Raw genomic sequence first — 20,721 nt, 5'->3', positions numbered from 1 at the left:
CCACCGCATCGTCAACCGGTGCGCCCCAACAGGTGACGCAGCACCTGGTCCAGATCGGGTTGGCGAAACCGGTGACCGGCCGCGACGAGCTTGCGAGGAGCCACCCGCTGACTCGCGCAGGCCAGTTCGCGGGCGCCCTGCCCGCCGAGCAAGAGCCGCGGCGCCAGCGACGGCACCGGCAACACCGCTGGACGGTGTAATACCTTCGCCAGGGTAGACGTGTATCCGGTGTTGCGGACCGGCTGCGGCGCAACGGCGTTCACCGGCCCCGACAGCGTCGTGTCCCACAGCGCACGGTGATACACGTCGACGAGATCGTCGATGCCGATCCAGGACAGCCATTGTCGCCCGTCGCCGAGCCGGCCCCCGAGCCCGGCGGTGAACAGGGGACGCATCAGCTTCAGCGTGCCGCCGCGCGGCGATTGGACGATGCCGGTGCGCACCCGCACCACACGCAGGCCGGCCTGCCGGGCGGGCGTGGTCGCCTCTTCCCAGCCTGCCACCACGTCGGCCAGGAATCCGTCACCGCGTTCGCCGTCCTCGGCGAGCGTCTCATCGCCACGGTCGTAGCCGTAATAGCCGATCGCCGACGCCGAGATCAGCACGGCCGGCCGCGGGTCGCTACGGCCCAGCAGTTCGGCAAGCCGCCGGGTGGGTTCAATCCTGCTGTCCCGGATGGCGGTCCGGTGCCTTTCGGTGAACCGTCCGGCGATCGAAGCGCCCGCCAAATGGATGACCGCGTCGACTCCCGCGAGCAGCTGCGGGTCGGGATCGTCCGGATCCCACCGCCGTTCGTCTGTGCCGCGTGCGCTGCGCCGGACCAGCTGGATTACCCGATGGCCGCCGGTGCGCAGAAACGCCGTCAGCGCCGAACCGACCAGCCCCGACGATCCGGTGATGGCGATCGTCGACGGCTTCAGACCGTTCTCGGCGGCCAGCCGGTGGGCGGCCAAATCGTCGGCCAGCTGGTGATGCCGGTAGTCGAACATGGGCCGCAACAGCGATGCGGGCACTCTTGTGTCGACGCGGTCGATCACCCGGGTGCGGCCATCACCGATATCTTCGAATTCGTGGGTGTGGCGCCAGCGCACCGCCATTCGTACCGGAAGCGTGGCCAGGCCGTCACCACCGATGGTGTCGACGAACCGGCGCGGCGGGTCGTAGCCGTCCGGCTGATGCACCGCGACCCAGCGCAGGCCGCCGGGCAGCGCCAGCGTGGCGCGGCCGTCCTCGAGGGAGGACGCCTCGGCGACGAGCCGCATCGGCTGCCACGGCGGCGAGAGCCGGTGGAAAGCTCCCGGCCTGGCATGCCAATCGAAGACGTCGGTGATCGGCGCGTGCACCACGCTCGAATAGTCCAGGGCCATGCCTGAAACGTTAGAAAGCTCGCTACCGGTCCGGCAAGGCGTGTTCGACGATGGGCAGCCGCGCCTGCGGCTGCCGCTCGCCGCGCTTGGCAGACAGATACACCTGCGCGGTCTTGTCGGCCACCGTATGCCAATCGAAGTCCGACGTGAGCCGTTCGCGGGCGGCGTGCGCGCGTTGTTGGGCGGCGTGGGGATCGTCAAGCACGGTGCGGATCGCCGCGGCCAGCCGGGCCACGTCGCGGGGCGGACACGAGACGCCGGTCTGTCCGTCGATCACCGCCTCGCCCAGACCGCCGATGTTCGACGTCACCAACGGGGTGCCGGCCGCGGCCGCCTCCAGGGCAACGATGCCGAACGGCTCGTAGTGACTGGGCAACACCGCGGCGTCGGCGCGATGCAGCACGGCCAACAGCTCGGCGTGTTCGAGGTGCCCGACGAACCGAATTGCCTTGAGCACCCGGTGTTTGCGGGCTTGCCCGGTGAGCCAGTCCTGCTGGGTGCCCTCGCCGGCGATGGTCAATGTGGTGCCCGGGTGGGTGCGCCTGATTCGCGGCAGGGCGGCGATGGCGTCGTGAACGCCCTTCTCGTACTCGAGCCGCCCCAGGTAGAGCAGTTCGGTCGGGCCCGAGCGCGGCCGGCGCTCGGCGAACGGCCATCGCGCCGTCTCGATGCCGTTGCGGATCACGGTGATCTCGGCCAGCCCGGGTCCGAACAGTTCGGTGATCTCGTCGGCCATCGACCCCGAACAGGTGATCAACGAATCGGATTCGCGCACCAGCCATGACTCCACCGCGTGCACCTGACGGCTGAGCGCACCGCTGACCCAGCCGGAATGCCGGCCGGCTTCGGTCGCGTGGATCGTGGAAACCATTGGCACGTCATAGAATTGGGCCAACGCTATCGCCGGGTGGGCCACCAGCCAGTCGTGGGCGTGCACGACGTCGGGACGCCACACGTGCGTGCTGCCCGGTTTCTGCTCCTGCAGCATTGGAGGCAGCCCGGCGCGGATCATCGAATGCCCCATGGCGAGCGTCCAGGCCATCATGTCGGTGCCGAAGGTGAATTCGTGCGGATCCTGGGCGGCCGCGATCACGCGAACGCCCTCGCTGATCTGGTCGGAGGACGGGTGGCTGCGGGGATCGGTTCCGGTGGGTCGGCGCGACAGCACCACGACGTCGTGGCCGGCGGCGGCCAGCGCGGTGGACAGGTGATGGACGTGCCGGCCGAGCCCGCCGATGACCACCGGCGGGTATTCCCACGACACCATCAGGATTTTCACTTCGCGGTCCACCTCATCGGGGCAGCCTGCGCGCATCGAGGGCGCCGAAGAGTCCGTCGGCGCGGTTCCAACCCCGGGCCAGCCGCTGCGCGGTGTCGCGGCGCCCGGAGGCCAACGCCCCCGCGATTTCCCGGGTGGCGTGCGCGTGCAGGTGGGCGCGGTAGCGGGCGTAGTCGGCGGCGGAATCCTTGCTCACCATGAACGGCCAGTCGCTGGAGACGGTGAGCAACGTTTCGCGCAGGATCTGATCGGCGACGTGGTCGCGGGGGATCGGCCCGTCCAGCGTCGCGGTTTGGGACAATGCCTTGTCGACGGTGCTCAGCGCGGTGTCGACCACTTCGTTGTTGAGCTGCACCAGATCGGCGACCTGGTCGCCGGCCCACACCTGCCAGTCCTTGCCCGAGCCCCACGAGCTGGGCGGCAGGGCCACCGGGCTACCGACGAAGCCGTCGGCGATCGCGTCGTTCAGGGTGCCCACCCGCACGCCGGCGTCGGGCAAGGCGCGCAGCACCCGCTCCAGCCACGTCGGGCCCTCGTACCACCAGTGGCCGAACAGCTCGGTGTCGAAGGCGGCGACCACGTGAGCGGGCCGCCCGATGCGCGCGGACTCGCTCGTCAGGCGGTGGCGGACCGTGTCGACGAAGTCGGCGACGTGGATGTCGACCATGTGATCGGCCCGCTCGGGGTCATACGGCGCCTTGCCGTCCGAGGACACGTTGCGGCCGGTGACCCTGGCCGGTTTGAGGCCGGTGAGGTGGTCGTAGGTGTGGAAATCGCGATACGCGGCATGCCCGGGGTAGCCGGACTTCGGTGACCACACCCGGTAACTGACCTGCAGGTCGCGCCCGAACGCCACCACGTCGCTGTCGCCGACGGGCCTGCCCAGCGCGGTGTCGCCGTGCAGCGACGGGCCGTCGACCATGAAATGCGTGACTCCGGCGGCGGAGTAGTCGTGTTCCAGCCCGGGCGCATAGGCGCACTCCGGCGCCCAGATGCCGGTCGGGTGGTGCGCCAGCCGCTGATGCGCGTCGGCCAGACCCTCGCGCAGGGCGAACTCGCGCAACCGGGGGGCGAGCAACGGTTGGAACGGATGGGCCAGCGGTCCGCCGAGCAGCTCCACCGTGCCGGCGTCGAGCAGGCTACGCAGCATCGGGCTGCCGCCGTGCCGCCACAGGGTGGCGAAGTCGTCGAGTGCCCGCTGCGCCTCAGCCGACTCGCGAACCCCCAAGGCGCGCAACGCTTCCGGTGTGCATGACTGATAGCCGGCCGATTTCGATCGCGGGGCCGATCGCACACTGGCCGCCTCGGCGGCGCGCAGCCGCCAGTTCGCCAGCCAATGATGCATGCCGCCAAGGCAATACGGGTCGTCGAGTTGCGCGTTCACCACCGGCGTGACGCCGAGCGTGAGCAGCCCCCGGCGGTTTTCGCCGGCCAACGTGTTCAGCACTCGCATCAGCGGCAGGTAGGCCGCCGCCCAGGATTGATACAGCCATTCCTCGCCGACCGGCCAGCGGCCGTGGTGGGCCAGCCACGGGAGGTGGGTGTGCAAAACCAGGGTGAAGAGGCCGGGGACCCGGTCTTGCGTCGAGTTCACGGCGCTACCGCGATCGCGATCAGATCGAGGCTGTCGTCGATGTGCTGGCCCGTCGCCGCGCCGGCTCCGCTCTCTATCAGGTCGAAGTCGTCGGTGGTGACCGCGGCGACGTCGGCCGCCAGGTCGGGCGGCCACGGCGCATCAGCGACCGCGCGCGCGATCTGCGCGTCGATGATCGAGCCGCCGTGGCGGGCGTCCATCTCGCGCAGCCGCGGACCGTGGAACAAGCCGCTGATCGACACGTTGGAAAAACCCCCGCCGACGAGCAGCTCGGCCAGCTCGGCGGCGTTGAGTTCGCGGGTGTGGAACGGGTTGATCGGGGTGTCGCGGCCGGGTGAGAACGTGATCCGGTTGGGCGTGGACATCATCAGCAGCCCCGCCGGCCGCAGCACCCGCGCGCACTCGACGACGAATTGTGTTTGGTCCCACAGATGCTCGATCACCTGGAAGTTGACCACAATATCGACCGACGAATCGGGCAGCGGCAGGTGCGCGAGGTTCGCCTGCATGACGTCCACCCGGGGGTAGCGGCCGCGGACGTGGGCCACGGCGGACTCGTCGTAGTCCACCGCGATGACGCGGCGCGCGACGCCGGCGATCAGATCGGCGCCGTATCCCTCGCCGCAGCCCGCCTCGAGCACGTCGGCGCCCACGCAGTGCTCGGCGAGCCGCTGGTAGACGACCTCGTGGCGGCGAAACCAGTAGTTTTCGATGTCCAGGTCCGGGATGGTGCGCTCGCCCGTCAGCATCAACACCGTGTCACCCGCCGGCGCGGTATCGCCGGGGGTGTGCGGGGGAACGTCGGGGACCGGTGCGCTCATTGCATAGGCAGGCTAACGCGAAGTGTCGGATTCGCGAACCACGAAAGTGGGTAGCCCCCCGCGCGCAGGGGGAGGCGCGCCGCGAGAACGCGCAGTACCACCCGCTATGGTGTGAAGGCATACCGCACAAAGTTACCGAGCAGTAACACGGCCGTGCGTTGCGAAAAAACGCGTACCGAGGTCTCGCAGTCGATCGCTGCGGACCCCTTCGAGGAGGACGAACCACACTCATGACGAACATCGTGGTCCTGATTAAGCAGGTCCCAGACACCTGGTCGGAGCGCAAGCTGACAGACGGCGATTACACGCTGGACCGCGAGGCTGCCGACGCGGTGCTGGATGAGATCAACGAGCGCGCGGTGGAAGAGGCCCTGCAGATCCGGGAGAAGGAAGCCGCCGACGGCGTCGAGGGATCGGTCACCGTGCTGACCGCGGGTCCCGAGCGTGCCACCGAAGCGATCCGCAAGGCCCTGTCGATGGGCGCCGACAAGGCCGTCCACCTCAAGGACGACGGCCTGCACGGTTCCGACGTGGTGCAGACCGGGTGGGCGCTGGCCCGCGCGCTGGGCACCATCGAGGGCACCGAGCTGGTGATCGCCGGTAACGAGGCCACCGACGGGACCGGCGGGGCGGTGCCGGCCATCATCGCCGAGTACTTGGGCCTGCCGCAGCTCACCCACCTGCGCAAGCTGTCCCTCGAGGTCGGCAAGGTCACCGGCGAGCGCGAGACCGACGACGGCGTCTTCAGCCTGGAGGCCACGCTGCCTGCCGTCGTCAGCGTCACGGAGAAGATCAACGAGCCGCGCTTCCCGTCGTTCAAGGGCATCATGGCCGCCAAGAAGAAAGAGGTCACGGTGCTGACCTTGGCCGAGATCGGGGTCGAGAGCGACGAGGTCGGGCTGGCCAACGCCGGATCCACCGTGCTGTCGTCGACGCCGAAGCCGCCGAAGACCGCGGGTGAGAAGGTCACCGACGAGGGCGAGGGCGGCAACCAGGTCGCCCAGTACCTGGTCGGCCAGAAGATCATCTAGTCGAGCACCCCAACCTGACCATTCGAGAGACGAGAAGAGCGATATAACCCATGGCTGAAGTACTGGTGCTCGTGGAGCACGCCGAAGGTGCGCTGAAGAAGGTCACCTCCGAATTGATCACCGCCGCCCGCGCGCTGGGCGAGCCCTCCGCCGTCGTGGTCGGGGCGCCGGGCACGGCCGCCCCGCTGGCGGACGGTCTGAAGGAGGCCGGCGCCGCCAAGATCTACGTCGCCGAGTCTGACGACGTGGACAAGTTTCTGGTCACCCCCGTGGTCGACGTGCTGGCCGCGCTGGCCGAGTCGAACGCCCCGGCCGCGGTGCTGCTGTCGGCCAACGCCGACGGCAAGGAAATCGCCGGTCGCCTGGCGGCCCGGATCGGATCGGGTCTGCTGGTCGACGTCGTCGAGGTCAAGGAGGGCCCCAAGGCGATCCACTCCATCTTCGGTGGCGCGTTCACCGTCGAGGCCCAAGCGAACGGCGACACCGCGGTGATCACCCTGCGGGCCGGCGCCGTCGACGCCGAGCCGTCGGCCGGTGCGGGCGAGCAGGTCACCGTCGAGGTCCCGGCCCCCGGCGAGAACGCCACCAAGATCACCGCCCGCGAGCCCGCGGTCGCCGGTGACCGCCCGGAGTTGTCCGAGGCCACCATCGTGGTGTCCGGTGGTCGCGGCGTGGGCAGCGCGGAGAACTTCTCCGTGGTCGAGGCGCTGGCCGACTCGCTGGGTGCGGCCGTCGGCGCGTCGCGCGCCGCCGTGGACTCCGGCTACTACCCGGGCCAGTTCCAGGTGGGCCAGACGGGTAAGACGGTCTCGCCGCAGCTCTACATCGCGCTGGGCATCTCCGGTGCCATCCAGCACCGCGCGGGGATGCAGACCTCCAAGACCATCGTCGCGGTCAACAAGGACGAAGAGGCACCCATCTTCGAGATCGCCGACTACGGCGTGGTGGGCGACCTGTTCAAGGTCGCTCCGCAGTTGACCGACGCGATCAAGGCACGCAAGGGCTGAGTTTCTCGGCCTCGAGAGCCCCCGGCGCCGCGGTGTGCCGGGGGCTTTCTTCTGTCTCCCGCAATCCCATGCGTCACAAAGCTCCCACAAATTCCTCTCCCAGCTTCCAGTGACTCGAGTGACGGATGGGATGTCGTGGGCTAGCCCTCGCCCAGGTGGGTCGGTCTCATTTCGTCATCTGACGTGCACCGACACGTCACAGCGTCGATGCCGACCAGCTCATCGGCTACGCCACGTTGGGTCCCATGAGCATTGGTTGTGTCCTCATCCCCAGCGACAAACCCCGCGGTGCGGTGATCGGCCCGCCGGCGGCGCCGCGCTACTCCCTGTTGCTGTCCACCGATCCCGGCATGATCGAGGCGGCGCAGCGACTCCGCTACGACGTGTTCGCCAGCACGCCGGGCTTCGCCCTGCCGTCGACCGGCGGGCACGGACGGGACCGGCTCGACGAGGACCGGTTCGACGAGTTCTGCGACCACCTGCTCGTGCGCGACGACCACACCGGCGAGCTGGTGGGCTGCTACCGCATGCTGGCGCCGGCGGGCGCCATCGCGGCCGGCGGCCTGTACACCGCCACGGAGTTCGACATCCGCGCGTTCGATCCGCTGCGGCCGTCGCTGGTGGAGATGGGGCGCGCTGTGGTGCGCGACGGGCACCGCAACGGCGGCGTCGTGCTGCTGATGTGGGCCGGCATCCTCGCGTATCTGGACCGGTACGGATACGACCACGTGACCGGATGCGTGTCGGTGCCCATCGGCGGTGAGCCCGACGATCAGCCCCGGGGCAGCCAGCTGCGCGGCGTCCGCAACGTCATCCTGAGCCGTCATGCCGCGCCGCCTCGGTACCGGGTGCGGCCACACCGGCCGGTCGTGGTCGACGGGACGGCCCTGGACGACATCCCAGCGCCCGCCCGGCCGTCGGTTCCCGCACTGATGCGCGGCTACCTGCGGCTGGGCGCTCAGGTGTGCGGGGAACCGGCCCACGACCCGGATTTCGGTGTCGGTGACTTCTGCATCCTGCTGGGCAAACAGCACGCCGACACCCGATACCTGAAGCGACTCCGATCCGTGTCGGCCGCGGCGGCAATGACCACCGCGACGGCGGGCGTCCGGCGATGAACGTCCCGGTCGGCGCCGGGCATCCCTGGCTACCGCGCGCATCGTGCGATGCCGGCTGCGTCGGGGTCGGCGACGTGGTTGCCTCCCGGGCGCTGTTGGTGGCGCTGCGGGTGGCGCTTCGCCTCCTGCTGGCGCTGCTGCTGGCGCCGGGGCTGCCCCTGTTGGCGGTCCCACTGCCGGGACGTACCCGCGTGCAGCGCGTCTATTGCAGGCTGGTGCTGCGCTGCTTCGGCATCCGGATTACGGTGTCGGGCAACCCGATTCGCAACCTGCACGGCGTGCTGGTGGTCAGCCCGCACATGTCGTGGCTCGACGTCTTCGCCATCGGCTCGGTGTTGCCCGGATCCTTTGTCGCCCGCGCCGACATGTTCACCGGGCCGGCGACCGGGATCGTTGCCCGCACCTTGAAGGTCATCCCGATCGAGCGGTCCAGTTTGCGGCGGCTGCCCGAAGTGGTGGACGCCGTCGCCCGCCGGTTGCGCGCGGGCCAGACGGTGGTGGTGTTCCCCGAGGGCACCACGTGGTGTGGGCAGTCAGGCGACGGGGCCGCCCGGGAGGCGGCGGCCGGAGGAGGATCCGGCCACTCGCACCGGGGTCGCGGGGCGTTCTATCCGGCGATGTTCCAGGCCGCGATCGACGCCGGCCGGCCGGTGCAGCCCCTGCGGCTGACCTACCACCACGTCGACGGCAGCCCCTCGACCGTGCCGGCCTTCGTCGGCGACGAGTCTCTGCTGGGCTCCATCCGCCGGCTGCTCGCCGTGCGGCGCACGCTGGCGCGGGTGTACGTCGAGTCTCTGCAGCTCCCGGGGACCGATCGGCGCGCGCTGGCCGGCCGCTGCCAGTCCGCGGTGGGTGTCGGGGAGGGCCGGTGCGCTGGTCACGGGCACGTGCTGGTGGCCTGAGCCCACCGGTGGGCCGGTATCGTGGGTCGCGTCATGGTCTACCTGGATCACGCCGCCACCACCCCGATGCACCCCGTCGCCGTCGAGGCGATGACGGCTGTGCTGGGCACGGTCGGCAACGCCTCCTCGCTGCACACCAGCGGCCGGGCGGCGAGGCGCCGCATCGAGGAGTCCCGTGAGCTGATCGCCGACAAGCTGGGGGCGCGTCCCTCGGAGGTCATCTTCACCGCGGGCGGCACCGAGAGCGACAACCTGGCGGTCAAGGGCATCTACTGGGCCCGCCGTGACGCCGAGCCGCGTCACCGCCGCATCGTCACCAGCGAGGTCGAACACCACGCCGTGCTGGACTCGGTAAATTGGCTCGTCGAGCACGAAGGCGCCGAGGTGACCTGGCTGCCGACCGCCGCCGACGGCTCGGTGTCGGCGGCGGCGCTGCGCGAGGTCCTCACCCGCCACGACGACGTCGCGCTGGTGTCGGTCATGTGGGCCAACAACGAGGTCGGCACCGTCATGCCGACCGCCGAACTCGCTGCCGTTGCAGCAGAATTCGACGTGCCGATGCACAGCGACGCCATTCAGGCGGTCGGGCAGCTGCCCGTCGACTTCGCCGCCAGCGGGTTGTCGGCGATGAGCGTGACCGCCCACAAGTTCGGCGGTCCCGCGGCCGTGGGCGCGCTGCTGCTGCGCCGCGACGTCGCGTGCGTGCCGCTGGCGCACGGCGGTGGGCAGGAACGTGACATTCGTTCGGGCACCGCCGATGTGGCCGGTGCGGTCGGAATGGCCGCGGCGGCCCGGATCTCGGTCGACGGGCTCGAGGTCAACAGCGCCCGGCTGCGGGCGTTGCGGGATCGGCTGATTGACGGGGTGCTGGGCGGCATCGAGGACGTCAGCCTCAACGGCGCCCGCGACCCGCTACGCCTCCCCGGCAACGCGCACTTCACGTTCCGCGGTTGCGAAGGCGATGCGCTGTTGATGCTCCTGGACGCCAACGGAATCGAGTGTTCGACCGGTTCGGCGTGCACCGCCGGTGTGGCGCAGCCCTCGCACGTGCTGATCGCCATGGGTGCCGACCCGACCAGCGCCCGCGGATCGCTGCGGCTCTCCTTGGGGCACACCAGTGTTGACGCCGACATCGACGCGGTGCTGCGGGTGCTGACCGCGGCGGTGGACCGCGCGCGGCGGGCGGCGCTGGCCGCCGCGGGGGCGTCCTAAATGAAAGTCCTTGCTGCCATGAGCGGTGGCGTCGACTCGTCGGTCGCCGCGGCCCGGATGGTCGACGCCGGACACGACGTGGTAGGGGTGCACCTGGCGCTGTCGAGGTCGCCCGGCACGCTGCGCACCGGTTCGCGGGGATGCTGCTCGAAGGAAGACGCCTCGGACGCCCGCCGGGTCGCTGATGTGCTCGGAATCCCGTTCTACGTCTGGGATTTCGCGGAAAAGTTCCAGGCGGACGTCATCGACGAATTCGTCTCGTCCTATGCCCGCGGCGAAACACCCAATCCGTGCGTGGTGTGCAACCAGAAGATCAAGTTCTCGGCGCTGTCGGTGAAAGCCGTTGCGCTCGGCTTCGACACGGTGGTCACCGGCCACTACGCCCGGCTTTCCGGCGGGCGGCTGCGCCGCGCCGTCGACCAGGACAAGGACCAGTCCTACGTGCTGGCGGTGCTGAGCGCCGCGCAGTTGCGCCACGCGGCGTTCCCGATCGGTGACACCCCCAAGTCGCAGATCCGCGCCGAAGCCGCCCGGCGCGGGCTGGCCGTCGCCGAAAAGCCGGACAGTCACGACATTTGCTTCATCCCGTCGGGCGACACCCGCGCCTTTCTGGGCGCCCGCATCGGGGTCCGCCGGGGCGCCGTGGTCAACGCGGACGGGACGGTGCTCGCCGAGCACGACGGGGTGCACGGTTTCACCGTCGGCCAGCGCAAAGGGCTCGGCATCGCCGGACCGGGCCCCGACGGTGGCCCCCGCTACGTCACCGCGATCGACGCCGAGACCGCGACCGTGCGCGTGGGGGAGGCGGCCGATCTCGACGTGCGCGAACTGGTCGGGCGGGCAGCGATATTCACTTCGGGCGTGGCCCCGTCGGGCCCGGTTGAGTGTGCGGTTCAGGTGCGCGCGCACGGCGAAACGGCCGACGCCGTAGCCGAACTCGTCGACGACGAACTCATCGTGCGGTTGCGCGTTCCGCTGCGCGGTGTCGCGCCGGGCCAGACGCTGGTGCTGTACCGACCCGACCCCGAGGGGGACGAGGTGCTCGGCAGCGCCACCATCGCCGCAACGTCGTGCTGATCGGCGGCTAACGCGGAACGTTCGCCGCGATGTTCGTCATCACGATGTCGGACACCGATTGCGCGAAGCCGCAGAAGGTGACCTCCAGCATGGCCACCGACAGGATCCGGTAGTCGCGGCCGCAGCCACCGGGCCGCAGGTGCAGGGACGTGTCGTCGGCATTCCACTCGCCGACGTAGAGCTGCCCACCCGAGCCGTCCGCGCAGTCCCCGACGGTGCCCACCAGGGTGGTGAACGCGGTCCGTGCGGTGTCGGCATCGCGATAGGCCGCGGCGCCCTCCGAAATCAACGCGCCGTCGGGTGGGTCCTGAAAGGTCGTCTTGTGAAACGCCTCGAGGTCGCGCCCGAAGGTCGCCGTCTCGTCATAGATGAACCGGCACTCCGGCGGCGCGGTCTCGGCCAGCGCCTCGATGTTCACGGGGCTGGTGCCGTCCATCGACGGGATGATGGTCAGGTGTTCGCCGGCGCCGGTGATCGCGCGCATCCGCGACTGGTCCAGCAGGATCGTGTCGACGTTGACGCCCTGCACCACCCTGCGGTTCGCGTCCGGTCCCGCCAACGCCGCGCCGTCCACCACCCGAGTGCACGAGACCGCCAACAGCGCGGCCGCGCACCACAGCGGTAGCCACGCACATTTCGCCTTCTGCGACACCGTTTCGCACCCCTTTGAGTCGAACCTACCTGCGCCGCCCCCCGGCACACAGACCCCCGCCCAACAACGGTCCAGGTGAGGTCGAATACGGTTGGCCGGTGAGTGTTTTCGCGGGGGCCAGCGGTGTCGGATCGTGGCCCGGCACCGCCGCGCGCGAGGCCGCCGCGGTAGTCGTCGGTGAATTGGCGGGCGCGCTGGCCCACATCGTCGAGCTGCCCGCCCGCGGAGTGGGCGCCGACATGCTCGGGCGGGCCGGCGCGCTGCTGGTCGACGTCGCCATCGACACGGTGCCGCGCGGCTACCGCCTTGCCGCCCGGCCGGGCGCGGTCACCCGCCGCGCCATCAGCCTCCTCGACGAGGACATGGACGCGCTGGAAGAGGCCTGGGAGGCCGCCGGCCTGCGCAATGACGGCCGCGCGGTCAAGGTGCAGGCGCCGGGGCCCATCACGCTGGCCGCCGAGATCGAGCTGGCCAACGGGCACCGGGCGATCACCGACCCCGGGGCGCTGCGCGATCTGACGGCGTCGCTGGCCGAAGGCGTGGCCGCACATCGTGCGCAGCTGTGCCGGCGCCTCGAGACGCCGGTGGTGGTCCAGTTCGATGAGCCGTCGCTGCCAAAAGCGTTGGGGGGAGGGCTGCCAGGGGTGACCGCGCTCAACCCGGTCGCGCCGCTCGACGAGGCGGTGGCTGCCAGCCTGCTCGACACCTGCGCCCAAACGGTGGGCGGCGAAGTGCTGCTGCACTGCTGCGCGCCCGGTGTGCCGTGGGAACTGTTGCAGCGCAGCATGTTCAACGCGATATCGGTGGATGCCGGCACGTTGAGCGCGGCGGATCTCGACGGTATCGCCGCGTTCGTCGAGTCGGACCGCACCGTCATGGTGGGCGTCGTCCCCGCCACGAGCCCGCCACGGCCGCCGTCGGCGGAGGAGGTCGCCGCCGCGGTGGTCGCGGTGACCGATCGCCTCGGCTTCACCCGCTCGGCGCTGCGCGAACGCATCGGCGTCACCCCGGCCTGCGGTCTGGCCGGCGCCACGCCCGAGTGGGCCCGCAGCGCGATCGAGCTCGCCCGCACGGCGGCCCAGATGTTCGCCGAGGATCCCGACGCCATCGAATAGGCAACCGATCGGGTCTTGCGTCGGTGTCCTCGGATAGCCTGCCAAGGTGAGCTCTGCAGAAGCTGATTCGGTGGCGCCCGAGGTTCGGCGGCAGTGGCAGAACCTGGCCGAAACGGTCCGTGAGCACCAGTTCCGCTACTACATCAAGGACGCGCCGATCATCTCGGACGCGGAATTCGACACGATGTTCAACGAGCTCCTCGCGCTGGAGGAGCGTCACCCGGAGCTCAGGGTCGCCGATTCGCCGACGCAGCTGGTCGGTGGGGCGGGTTTTGCCACCGAGTTCGGCGAGGCGCAGCACCTGGAACGGATGCTGAGCCTCGACGACGTCTTCGACACTGACGAGCTGGCCGCCTGGAGCAATCGCGTCGAGAACGAGGTCGGCAAGGAACCGCATTACCTGTGCGAACTCAAGATCGACGGGGTGGCGCTGTCGCTGGTGTATCGCGAAGGCCGGTTGGAGCGCGCCGCGACCCGCGGGGACGGCCGGGTCGGCGAGGACGTGACGCTCAATGCGCGCACCATCGACGACATTCCCGAACGCCTGTCGGCCGACAAGGACTTCCCGACGCCGGCCCTGCTGGAGGTGCGCGGCGAGGTGTTCTTCCTGCTCGCCGATTTCGAGGCGCTCAACGCCAGCCTGGTCGAGGACGGCAAGGCGCCGTTCGCCAATCCGCGCAACAGCGCGGCCGGGTCGCTGCGCCAGAAAAACCCGGCCGTGACCGCCCGGCGCAAGCTGCGGATGATCTGTCACGGCATCGGCCGCACCGAGGGTTTCGCGCCGAAGACCCAGCACGAGGCCTACGCCGCGCTGAAGGCCTGGGGGTTGCCGGTGGCGGAACAAACGGCGCGCGTGCGTGGCCTCGCGGCGGTCGAGGAGCGGATCGGCTACTGGGGTGAGCACCGTTACGACCTCGAGCACGAGATCGACGGTGTGGTGGTCAAAGTCGACGACGTCGCGTTGCAACGCCGGCTCGGGACGACGTCGCGCGCGCCGCGCTGGGCCGTCGCCTACAAGTACCCGCCCCAGGAGGCGCAGACCAAGCTGCTCGACATCCGCGTCAACGTCGGGCGCACCGGGCGCGTCACGCCGTTTGCGTTCATGACACCGGTGAAGGTGGCCGGGTCGACGGTCGGGCTGGCCACTTTGCACAACGCCGCCGAGGTCAAGCGCAAGGGCGTGCTGATCGGCGACACCGTGATGATCCGCAAAGCCGGCGACGTGATCCCGGAGGTGCTGGGCCCGGTCGTCGACCTACGCGACGGCTCCGAACGCGAATTCGTCATGCCCACAACGTGTCCCGAATGTGGCACCACGCTGGCGCCCGCCAAGGAGGGTGACGCCGACATCCGCTGCCCCAACGCCCGGGCCTGCCCTGCGCAGCTGCGGGAGCGCGTGTTCCACGTCGCGGGTCGCGGGGCGTTCGACATCGAGGGGCTCGGCTATGAGGCCGCCATCGCGCTGCTCAAGGCGCACGTGATCGCCGACGAGGGTGACCTGTTCACCCTCACCGAGGACGACCTGTTGCGCACCGAGCTTTTCCGGACGAAGGCGGGCGCCTTGTCCGCCAACGGCAAACGCCTGCTCGACAACCTGGACAAGGCCAAAAAGGTGGCGCTGTGGCGGGTTTTGGTGGCGTTGTCGATCCGGCACGTCGGGCCGACGGCGGCGCGCGCCCTGGCGACCGAGTTCGGTGATCTGGACGCGATCATGTCGGCCTCGACCGAACGGCTGGCCGCGGTCGAGGGGGTGGGCCCGACGATCGCCGCGGCGCTCACCGAATGGTTCACCGTCGACTGGCACCGCGCGATTGTCGACAAGTGGCGCGACGCCGGGGTGCGGATGGCCGACGAGCGCGACTCCAGCGTGCCGCGCACGCTGGAGGGGCTGACGGTCGTGGTCACCGGTTCGCTCGCCGGCTTTTCGCGCGACGACGCCAAGGAGGCGATCCTGGCGCGCGGGGGCAAGGCCGCCGGGTCGGTGTCGAAGAAGACCGACTACGTGGTGGCCGGGGATTCGCCGGGCTCGAAGTACGACAAGGCCGTCGAGCTGGGGGTGCCGGTGCTCGACGAGGACGGATTCCGGCAGCTGCTGGCCGACGGCCCGCCGGAAACGCCGCCGGGATGAGCCGATGACCGGTCGGTACGGTGATTCCACCCGCAGCCTCAAAGCCGTGAATTCTCAACCGGTTTCGGGCCAACCGGTCGCGCCGCAGGCGGTGCTCGCCGCCACGTATCATCTGTCGGCCGACGAAACCTTGGACAGCTACGGCCGCAGCTCCAATCCGACCTGGCGCCAACTGGAGTCGGCGCTCGCCGAGCTGGAGGCGGCGGCAGGCGCTTTGGTGTTCGGCTCGGGGATGGCGGCCATCAGCGCGGTGCTGCGGGTGCTGGCGCCGCCCGGGTCGACGTTGGTGGTGCCGTCCGACGGCTATTACCAAGTGCGCCGCCACGCCACCGAAGACCTGGCGACCGCGGGGGTGAGGGTCATCGAGGCGTCGAGTTCGCAGATCTACGACGCCGCGTCGGGGGCCGACGTGGTGCTGGCCGAGACCCCCACCAATCCCGCGCTGGATGTGGTCGATCTGCACCGGCTGGCCACCCTCTGTCACGGTCGCGGCGCACGCCTGGTCGTCGACAACACCGCCGCCACGCCGTTGGGTCAGCAGCCGCTGTCGTTGGGCGCCGACGCGGTGGTGGCCAGCGCCACCAAGTCCCTGTCCGGCCACAGCGACCTGCTGGCCGGCTACGTCGCAACCAACCAGCCGGAGTTGCTCGCCGCCGCGGAGCGCCAGCGACTGCTCGCCGGCGCGATCCTGGGCGGGTTCGAGGCATGGCTTCTGTTGCGCAGCCTGCAAACTGCCGGACTGCGATTCGAGCGCCAATGCCAGAACGCCCGGGCGGTGGCGACGATGCTGACCCGCCACCCGGCGGTACGCGCGGTGCGCTACCCCGGGTTGCCGCAGGACCCGGCGCATCCCGTGGCCATGGCGCAGATGCGCCGATTCGGGGGCCTGCTCTCGGTCGAACTGGCCGACGCCGCCGCGGTGCTCGCACTCGTCGACGCCAGCGAGCTGCTCGTCGCCACCACCAGCTTCGGCGGCCTGCACACGTCGGTGGACCGGCGGGCCCGCTGGGGCGATCCGGTGGCCGACGGAGTCGCGCGCGTCTCGCTGGGCATCGAGGACACCGACGACCTTGTCGCCGACATCGAACGTGCGCTCATGACCTGCCGATAAGGACATACCCACGCCGCACGCCCCGGGCGGCTCTATCGTGGGCTCTATGACCCAGACGGCCGAGGAGTGCGAACAGGCATCGCCGTGGTCGCCGCGCGAGGCCGAAATCCTGGCGGTGACCCTGCGGTTGCTGCAGGAACACGGCTATGACCAGCTGACGGTGGACGCGGTGGCCAACGCCGCCCGCGCCAGCAAGGCCACGGTGTACCGGCGGTGGCCGTCCAAAGCCGAACTGGTGTTGGCCGCCTTCATCGAGGGTGTCCGCCAGGTCGCCGTCCCGCCGAACACGGGGACGTTGCGCGGCGACCTGCTGAGCCTGGGGGAGACCATCAGCCTGGAGTGCGGGCAGCACGCCAGCACCATCCGGGCGGTCATGGTCGAGGTGTCGCGCCACCCCGCGCTCAACGAAGCCCTGCAGCATCAATTCCTCGACCAGCGCAAAGCAATGATCCAGCACGTGCTGCGCCAGGCCGTCGATCGGGGCGAGATCGCCGAAGACGTCATCAGCGACGAACTCTGGGACCTGTTGCCCGGCTACCTCATCTTCCGGTCGATCGTCCCGAGTCGGCCGCCCAACCGGCGCACCGTGCAGGAGTTCGTCGACGGGTTCCTCATCCCCGGCCTGACCAGGAGCGGCGGATAACGACGCCGGCATTTCGAGATATCCCGCCGTCGGGAAATATGTACGCTCGCGTCTCTTGTACAGTACGGTCCCGTACCGTACTGTCATAGCTGTCGATCACGCTTATAACGCTGGCAGCCGCGCTCGGTTTGGGCGCGAACCTGTCGCCCGATATTCGAAAGGCTAACGGGTGAAAGGCTTTTCGATCGCAACGCTGGTCAAGCGCGGTTGGATGGTGATCGTCACCGTGCTCGTCGTCGCGCTGGCGGGTTTCGGCATCTACCGGCTGCACGGAATTTTCGGATCGCACACCAACACATCGGCCAGCAGCGGATTGGCAGGCGAGATCGTCCCGTTCAACCCCAAGCAGGTGGTCCTCGAGGTCTTCGGCGCGCCGGGTGCGGTGGCGACCATCAACTACCTGGATGTCAACGCCCAGCCGCAGCAGGTCAAAGACGCCCCGTTGCCGTGGTCGTTCACCATCACCACCACCGAGCCCGCGGTCATCGGCAACGTCGTGGCGCAGGGCAACGGGGACACCCTGGGCTGCCGCATCACCGTCAACGGTGAAGTGAAAGACCAACGCACGGTTAACAAAGTCGACGCCTACACCTTCTGTCTGGATAAATCTGGATGAGCAACGATCAACGGCCGCAGTCCTTCGCGGCGCGCACCATCCGCCGGCTCGCGCTGCCGATTCTGCTGTTCTGGGTGGGTCTGGCCGCCCTCACGAACATCGCGGTGCCGCAACTGGAAGACGTCGGAAAAGTGCACAACGTGGCGCTGAATTCGCCAGATGCGCCGGCGCTCAAGGCGATCAAGCGCATCGGGGAAAAGTTCCACGAGTTCGACACCGACAGCTCAGCGATGGTCGTGCTGGAAGGCGACAGGCCGCTCGGCGCCGATGCGCACCGCTTTTACGACGAGATGATCCGCAAGCTCGAGCGGGACCGCAAGCACGTCGAGCACGTTCAGGACTTCTGGGGCGACACGCTGACCGCCGCGGGATCGCAGAGTAGCGACGGCAAGGCCGCCTACGTGCAGCTGTTTCTCGCGGGCAATCAAGGCTCGGCGCTGGCCAACGAGGCCGTCGGCGCCGTGCGCGACATCGTCGAGCACACGCAAGCGCCGCCGGGGGTCAAGGCATACGTCACCGGCGCGGCCCCGCTGATCTCCGATCAGTTCGACGTCGGCAGCAAGGGGACCGCAAAGGTCACCGGGATAACCGTCGGGGTCATCGCGGTGATGCTGTTCTTCGTCTACCGATCGGTCCTCACCACCCTGCTGGTGCTCGCGACGGTGCTGATCGAAATGTCGGCTGCGCGAGGGCTTGTCGCGTTCCTGGGCAATGCCGGGGTCATCGGGCTGTCGACCTACGCGACGAATCTGTTGACGCTGCTGGTGATCGCCGCGGGCACCGACTACGCGATATTTTTCGTGGGTCGCTACCAGGAAGCCCGCACAACCGGTGAGGATCGCGAAAAGGCGTTCTACACCATGTATCACGGCACGACCCACATCGTGTTGGGTTCGGGGCTCACCGTCGCCGGCGCGGTGGCCTGCCTAGGGTTCACCCGGCTGCCCTACTTCCAAAGTTTGGGCATCCCGGCCGCGTTGGGCATCCTCGTCGCGCTGTTCGCCGCGCTCACCCTGGGTCCGGCCATCCTCACCCTGGGCGCCAAGGTGGGCATCTTCGACCCCAAGCGCGCGATGCGAACGCGCGGGTGGCGGCGGATCGGCACGGCCATCGTCCGCTGGCCCGGCGCCGTCCTCGCGGCGGCGTGTGTGCTGGCCCTGGTGGGTTTGCTCGCGCTGCCCGGATACAAGACCAGTTACGACACCCGCCCGTACATGCCGGCCAGCGCGCCGGCCAACATCGGGTACACGGCCGCCGAGCGGCACTTCTCGCGCGCCCGGCTGGAGCCCGAATTACTCATGGTCGAAACGGATCACGACATGCGCAACCCCGCGAGCATGCTGATCCTGGACAAGGTGGCCAAGGCGGTGTTCCACGTGCCCGGCGTCGCCCAGGTGCAGACCATCACCCGACCCTTGGGGACCCCGCTGGTCCACAGCTCGCTGGCGTTTGTGGTGAGCAATCAGAGCGCCGCCCAGCAGCAAAACCTGACCTACCAACGAGATCGGGCCGACGACGCCCTCAAGCAGGCGAACGAACTGTCGAAGACGATCAACATCCTGAAGCAGCAGTACGTCCTGCAGCAGCAGCTCGCCGATGCCACACACAGCGAGACCCAAAGCTTTCACGACACGATCGTCACGATCAATGAGCTGCGCGACAAACTCGCGAACCTCGACGACTTCCTGCGCCCGATTCGCAGCTACTTCTATTGGGAAAAGCACTGCTACGACATCCCCGCCTGCTTCGCGATGCGCTCCACGTTCGAGGCCCTCGACGCCACCGACCAGCTCAGTGAAAAATTTCAAGATCTCGTCGCGACGCTGGACAAACTGGATGCGCTACAACCGAAGCTGGTGGCGTTGATACCGCCCCAGATCCAAAGCCAGGAAACCAATCGCGATCTCACCCTGACCAATTACGCCACGCTGTCCGGCATCTACGCGCAGACCGCGGCCGCCATCGAGAACGCCACGGCGCTGGGGCAGGCCTTCGACGCCGCCAAGAACGACGACACCTTCTACCTGCCGCCCGAGGTCTTCAACAACCCCGACTTCAAGCGGGGGCTGAAGTTGTTCCTCTCGCCCGACGGCAAGGCCGCCCGCATGATCGTCACGCATGAGGGCGATCCCGCAACGCCCCAAGGCATTTCGCATATCGATCCGATCGCCAAGGCCGCGCACGAGGCGTTGAAGGGCACGCCCATGGCCGGCGCGCAGATCTATCTCGGCGGGACGGCGGCGACATACAAGGACATTCAGGACGGGGCCAAGTACGACCTGATGATCGTCGCCTTCGCCGCGCTGAGCCTGATCCTGCTGATCATGATGATCATCACCCGCAGCCTGATCGCTGCGCTCGTCATCGTGGGCACCGTCGCGCTCTCGCTGGGCGCCTCGTTCGGGATCTCGGTTCTGGTTTGGCAGTACCTGTTCGGCATCCAGTTGTATTGGGTGGTGCTCGCGCTGGCGGTAATCCTGTTGCTCGCAGTGGGATCGGACTACAACCTGCTGCTGATCTCGCGATTCAAGGAAGAAATCCATGCGGGCCTGAAGACCGGCGTCATCCGCGCGATGGCCGGCTCCGGCTCGGTGGTCACCTCCGCCGGACTGGTGTTCGCCATCACTATGTGCGCGTTCGTCTTCAGCGGCTTTCAGGTTCTCGGCCAGATCGGCACCACCATCGGCCTGGGCTTGCTGTTCGACACGCTGATTGTGCGGTCGTTCATGACGCCTTCTGTCGCAACGCTTCTCGGGCGCTGGTTCTGGTGGCCGCAGCGGGTGCGACCCCGTCCGGCCAGCACGATGCTACGACCCTACGGTTCGCGTCCGGCGGTTCGTCAGCTGCTGCTGTGGGACGACGACGATCCGGTGGCGATGTCGTCAGAAGCTCGCTGAAGCGGTTCCCCCGGGCCGCGCCCACCGTACGAATCGCCGATTCGGTGATACATGCGGAAAGCGGGGGTTCGGGCGGCCGGGTTTTGTCGGTGGTGGCTGCGATGATGGCGTCATGTCTTCGATCGGATCTGTTGGCGCTGTGGTGGTGAGT

Annotated in this window: 17 protein-coding genes; 12 read left to right on the top strand and 5 right to left on the bottom strand. The window is 69.0% G+C overall.

Annotation, left to right across the window (positions count from 1 at the left end; all coding sequences use genetic code 11):
* Positions 1-11: 11 nt before the first annotated feature.
* Genes A5775_RS01940 through A5775_RS01925 form a run of 4 tightly spaced genes read right to left on the bottom strand, consistent with a single transcriptional unit; the run spans position 12 to position 5,061 of the window.
* Positions 12-1,367 (bottom strand): TIGR01777 family oxidoreductase, encoded by a 1,356-nt coding sequence (locus A5775_RS01940; protein ID WP_067246568.1) that lies wholly within the window; start codon positions 1,365-1,367, stop codon positions 12-14.
* Positions 1,368-1,389: 22 nt separating this feature from the next.
* Positions 1,390-2,646, bottom strand: a complete 1,257-nt coding sequence (locus tag A5775_RS01935; protein WP_067247194.1) for a glycosyltransferase family 4 protein — start codon at positions 2,644-2,646, stop codon at positions 1,390-1,392.
* Between the two features lie 13 nt (positions 2,647-2,659).
* A complete protein-coding gene (locus A5775_RS01930) occupies positions 2,660-4,240 on the bottom strand; it encodes a glycoside hydrolase family 57 protein (RefSeq protein WP_067246565.1) in 1,581 nt (526 codons plus the stop codon).
* Complete coding sequence (locus A5775_RS01925) at positions 4,237-5,061, bottom strand: bifunctional 2-polyprenyl-6-hydroxyphenol methylase/3-demethylubiquinol 3-O-methyltransferase UbiG (protein ID WP_067246562.1); 825 nt, start codon at positions 5,059-5,061, stop codon at positions 4,237-4,239. The genes A5775_RS01930 and A5775_RS01925 overlap by 4 nt, the downstream gene beginning before the upstream one ends.
* A 230-nt stretch (positions 5,062-5,291) precedes the next feature.
* On the opposite strand from A5775_RS01925, the gene A5775_RS01920 reads away from it, so the two are divergent.
* The 6 genes from A5775_RS01920 to mnmA all read left to right on the top strand — a co-directional run bounded on the left by A5775_RS01920 (position 5,292) and on the right by mnmA (position 11,408).
* Positions 5,292-6,092, top strand: a complete 801-nt coding sequence (locus tag A5775_RS01920; RefSeq protein WP_067246558.1) for an electron transfer flavoprotein subunit beta/FixA family protein — start codon at positions 5,292-5,294, stop codon at positions 6,090-6,092.
* Positions 6,093-6,142: 50 nt separating this feature from the next.
* On the top strand, positions 6,143-7,099 hold the full coding sequence (locus A5775_RS01915) for an electron transfer flavoprotein subunit alpha/FixB family protein (RefSeq protein WP_067246553.1): 957 nt from the start codon (positions 6,143-6,145) through the stop codon (positions 7,097-7,099).
* Between the two features lie 245 nt (positions 7,100-7,344).
* Positions 7,345-8,217 (top strand): GNAT family N-acetyltransferase, encoded by an 873-nt coding sequence (locus A5775_RS01910; RefSeq protein WP_067246550.1) that lies wholly within the window; start codon positions 7,345-7,347, stop codon positions 8,215-8,217.
* Complete coding sequence (locus tag A5775_RS01905; RefSeq protein ID WP_067246547.1) at positions 8,214-9,119, top strand: 1-acyl-sn-glycerol-3-phosphate acyltransferase; 906 nt, start codon at positions 8,214-8,216, stop codon at positions 9,117-9,119. Before A5775_RS01910 ends, A5775_RS01905 begins: the two co-directional genes overlap by 4 nt.
* Before the next feature lie 33 nt (positions 9,120-9,152).
* On the top strand, positions 9,153-10,331 hold the full coding sequence (locus tag A5775_RS01900) for a cysteine desulfurase family protein (protein ID WP_067246544.1): 1,179 nt from the start codon (positions 9,153-9,155) through the stop codon (positions 10,329-10,331).
* Positions 10,332-11,408, top strand: a complete 1,077-nt coding sequence (gene mnmA / locus A5775_RS01895) for a tRNA 2-thiouridine(34) synthase MnmA (protein ID WP_067246541.1) — start codon at positions 10,332-10,334, stop codon at positions 11,406-11,408.
* A 7-nt stretch (positions 11,409-11,415) separates the two neighbouring features.
* On the opposite strand, the gene A5775_RS01890 is transcribed toward mnmA, so the two are convergent.
* Positions 11,416-12,060, bottom strand: a complete 645-nt coding sequence (locus tag A5775_RS01890) for a sensor domain-containing protein (protein ID WP_067246536.1) — start codon at positions 12,058-12,060, stop codon at positions 11,416-11,418.
* A 98-nt stretch (positions 12,061-12,158) separates the two neighbouring features.
* On the opposite strand from A5775_RS01890, the gene A5775_RS01885 reads away from it, so the two are divergent.
* From A5775_RS01885 to A5775_RS01860, 6 genes are all read left to right on the top strand, one after another.
* On the top strand, positions 12,159-13,175 hold the full coding sequence (locus A5775_RS01885; RefSeq protein WP_067246531.1) for a methionine synthase: 1,017 nt from the start codon (positions 12,159-12,161) through the stop codon (positions 13,173-13,175).
* A 46-nt stretch (positions 13,176-13,221) separates the two neighbouring features.
* Entirely contained in the window at positions 13,222-15,303 is a 2,082-nt protein-coding gene (ligA, locus tag A5775_RS01880) for an NAD-dependent DNA ligase LigA (RefSeq protein ID WP_067246528.1), read from the top strand.
* A gap of 4 nt (positions 15,304-15,307) precedes the next feature.
* Positions 15,308-16,414 carry a cystathionine gamma-lyase gene (locus A5775_RS01875; protein ID WP_067246526.1) on the top strand — a complete coding sequence of 369 codons (1,107 nt, stop codon included), beginning with the start codon at positions 15,308-15,310 and terminating at the stop codon, positions 16,412-16,414.
* A 34-nt stretch (positions 16,415-16,448) separates the two neighbouring features.
* Complete coding sequence (locus A5775_RS01870) at positions 16,449-17,057, top strand: TetR/AcrR family transcriptional regulator (RefSeq protein ID WP_156660534.1); 609 nt, start codon at positions 16,449-16,451, stop codon at positions 17,055-17,057.
* Between the two features lie 169 nt (positions 17,058-17,226).
* Complete coding sequence (locus A5775_RS01865; protein ID WP_197512301.1) at positions 17,227-17,673, top strand: MmpS family protein; 447 nt, start codon at positions 17,227-17,229, stop codon at positions 17,671-17,673.
* Complete coding sequence (locus tag A5775_RS01860; protein ID WP_067246519.1) at positions 17,670-20,570, top strand: RND family transporter; 2,901 nt, start codon at positions 17,670-17,672, stop codon at positions 20,568-20,570. Before A5775_RS01865 ends, A5775_RS01860 begins: the two co-directional genes overlap by 4 nt.
* Positions 20,571-20,721: the final 151 nt, after the last annotated feature.

The sequence above is a fragment of the Mycobacterium sp. 852002-10029_SCH5224772 genome (assembly GCF_001667315.1).
In the GTDB taxonomy this organism is placed as follows: domain Bacteria; phylum Actinomycetota; class Actinomycetes; order Mycobacteriales; family Mycobacteriaceae; genus Mycobacterium.
The sequence above is the reverse complement of the archived record's forward strand: the minus strand, read 5'-3'. Positions and strand labels throughout refer to the sequence as shown.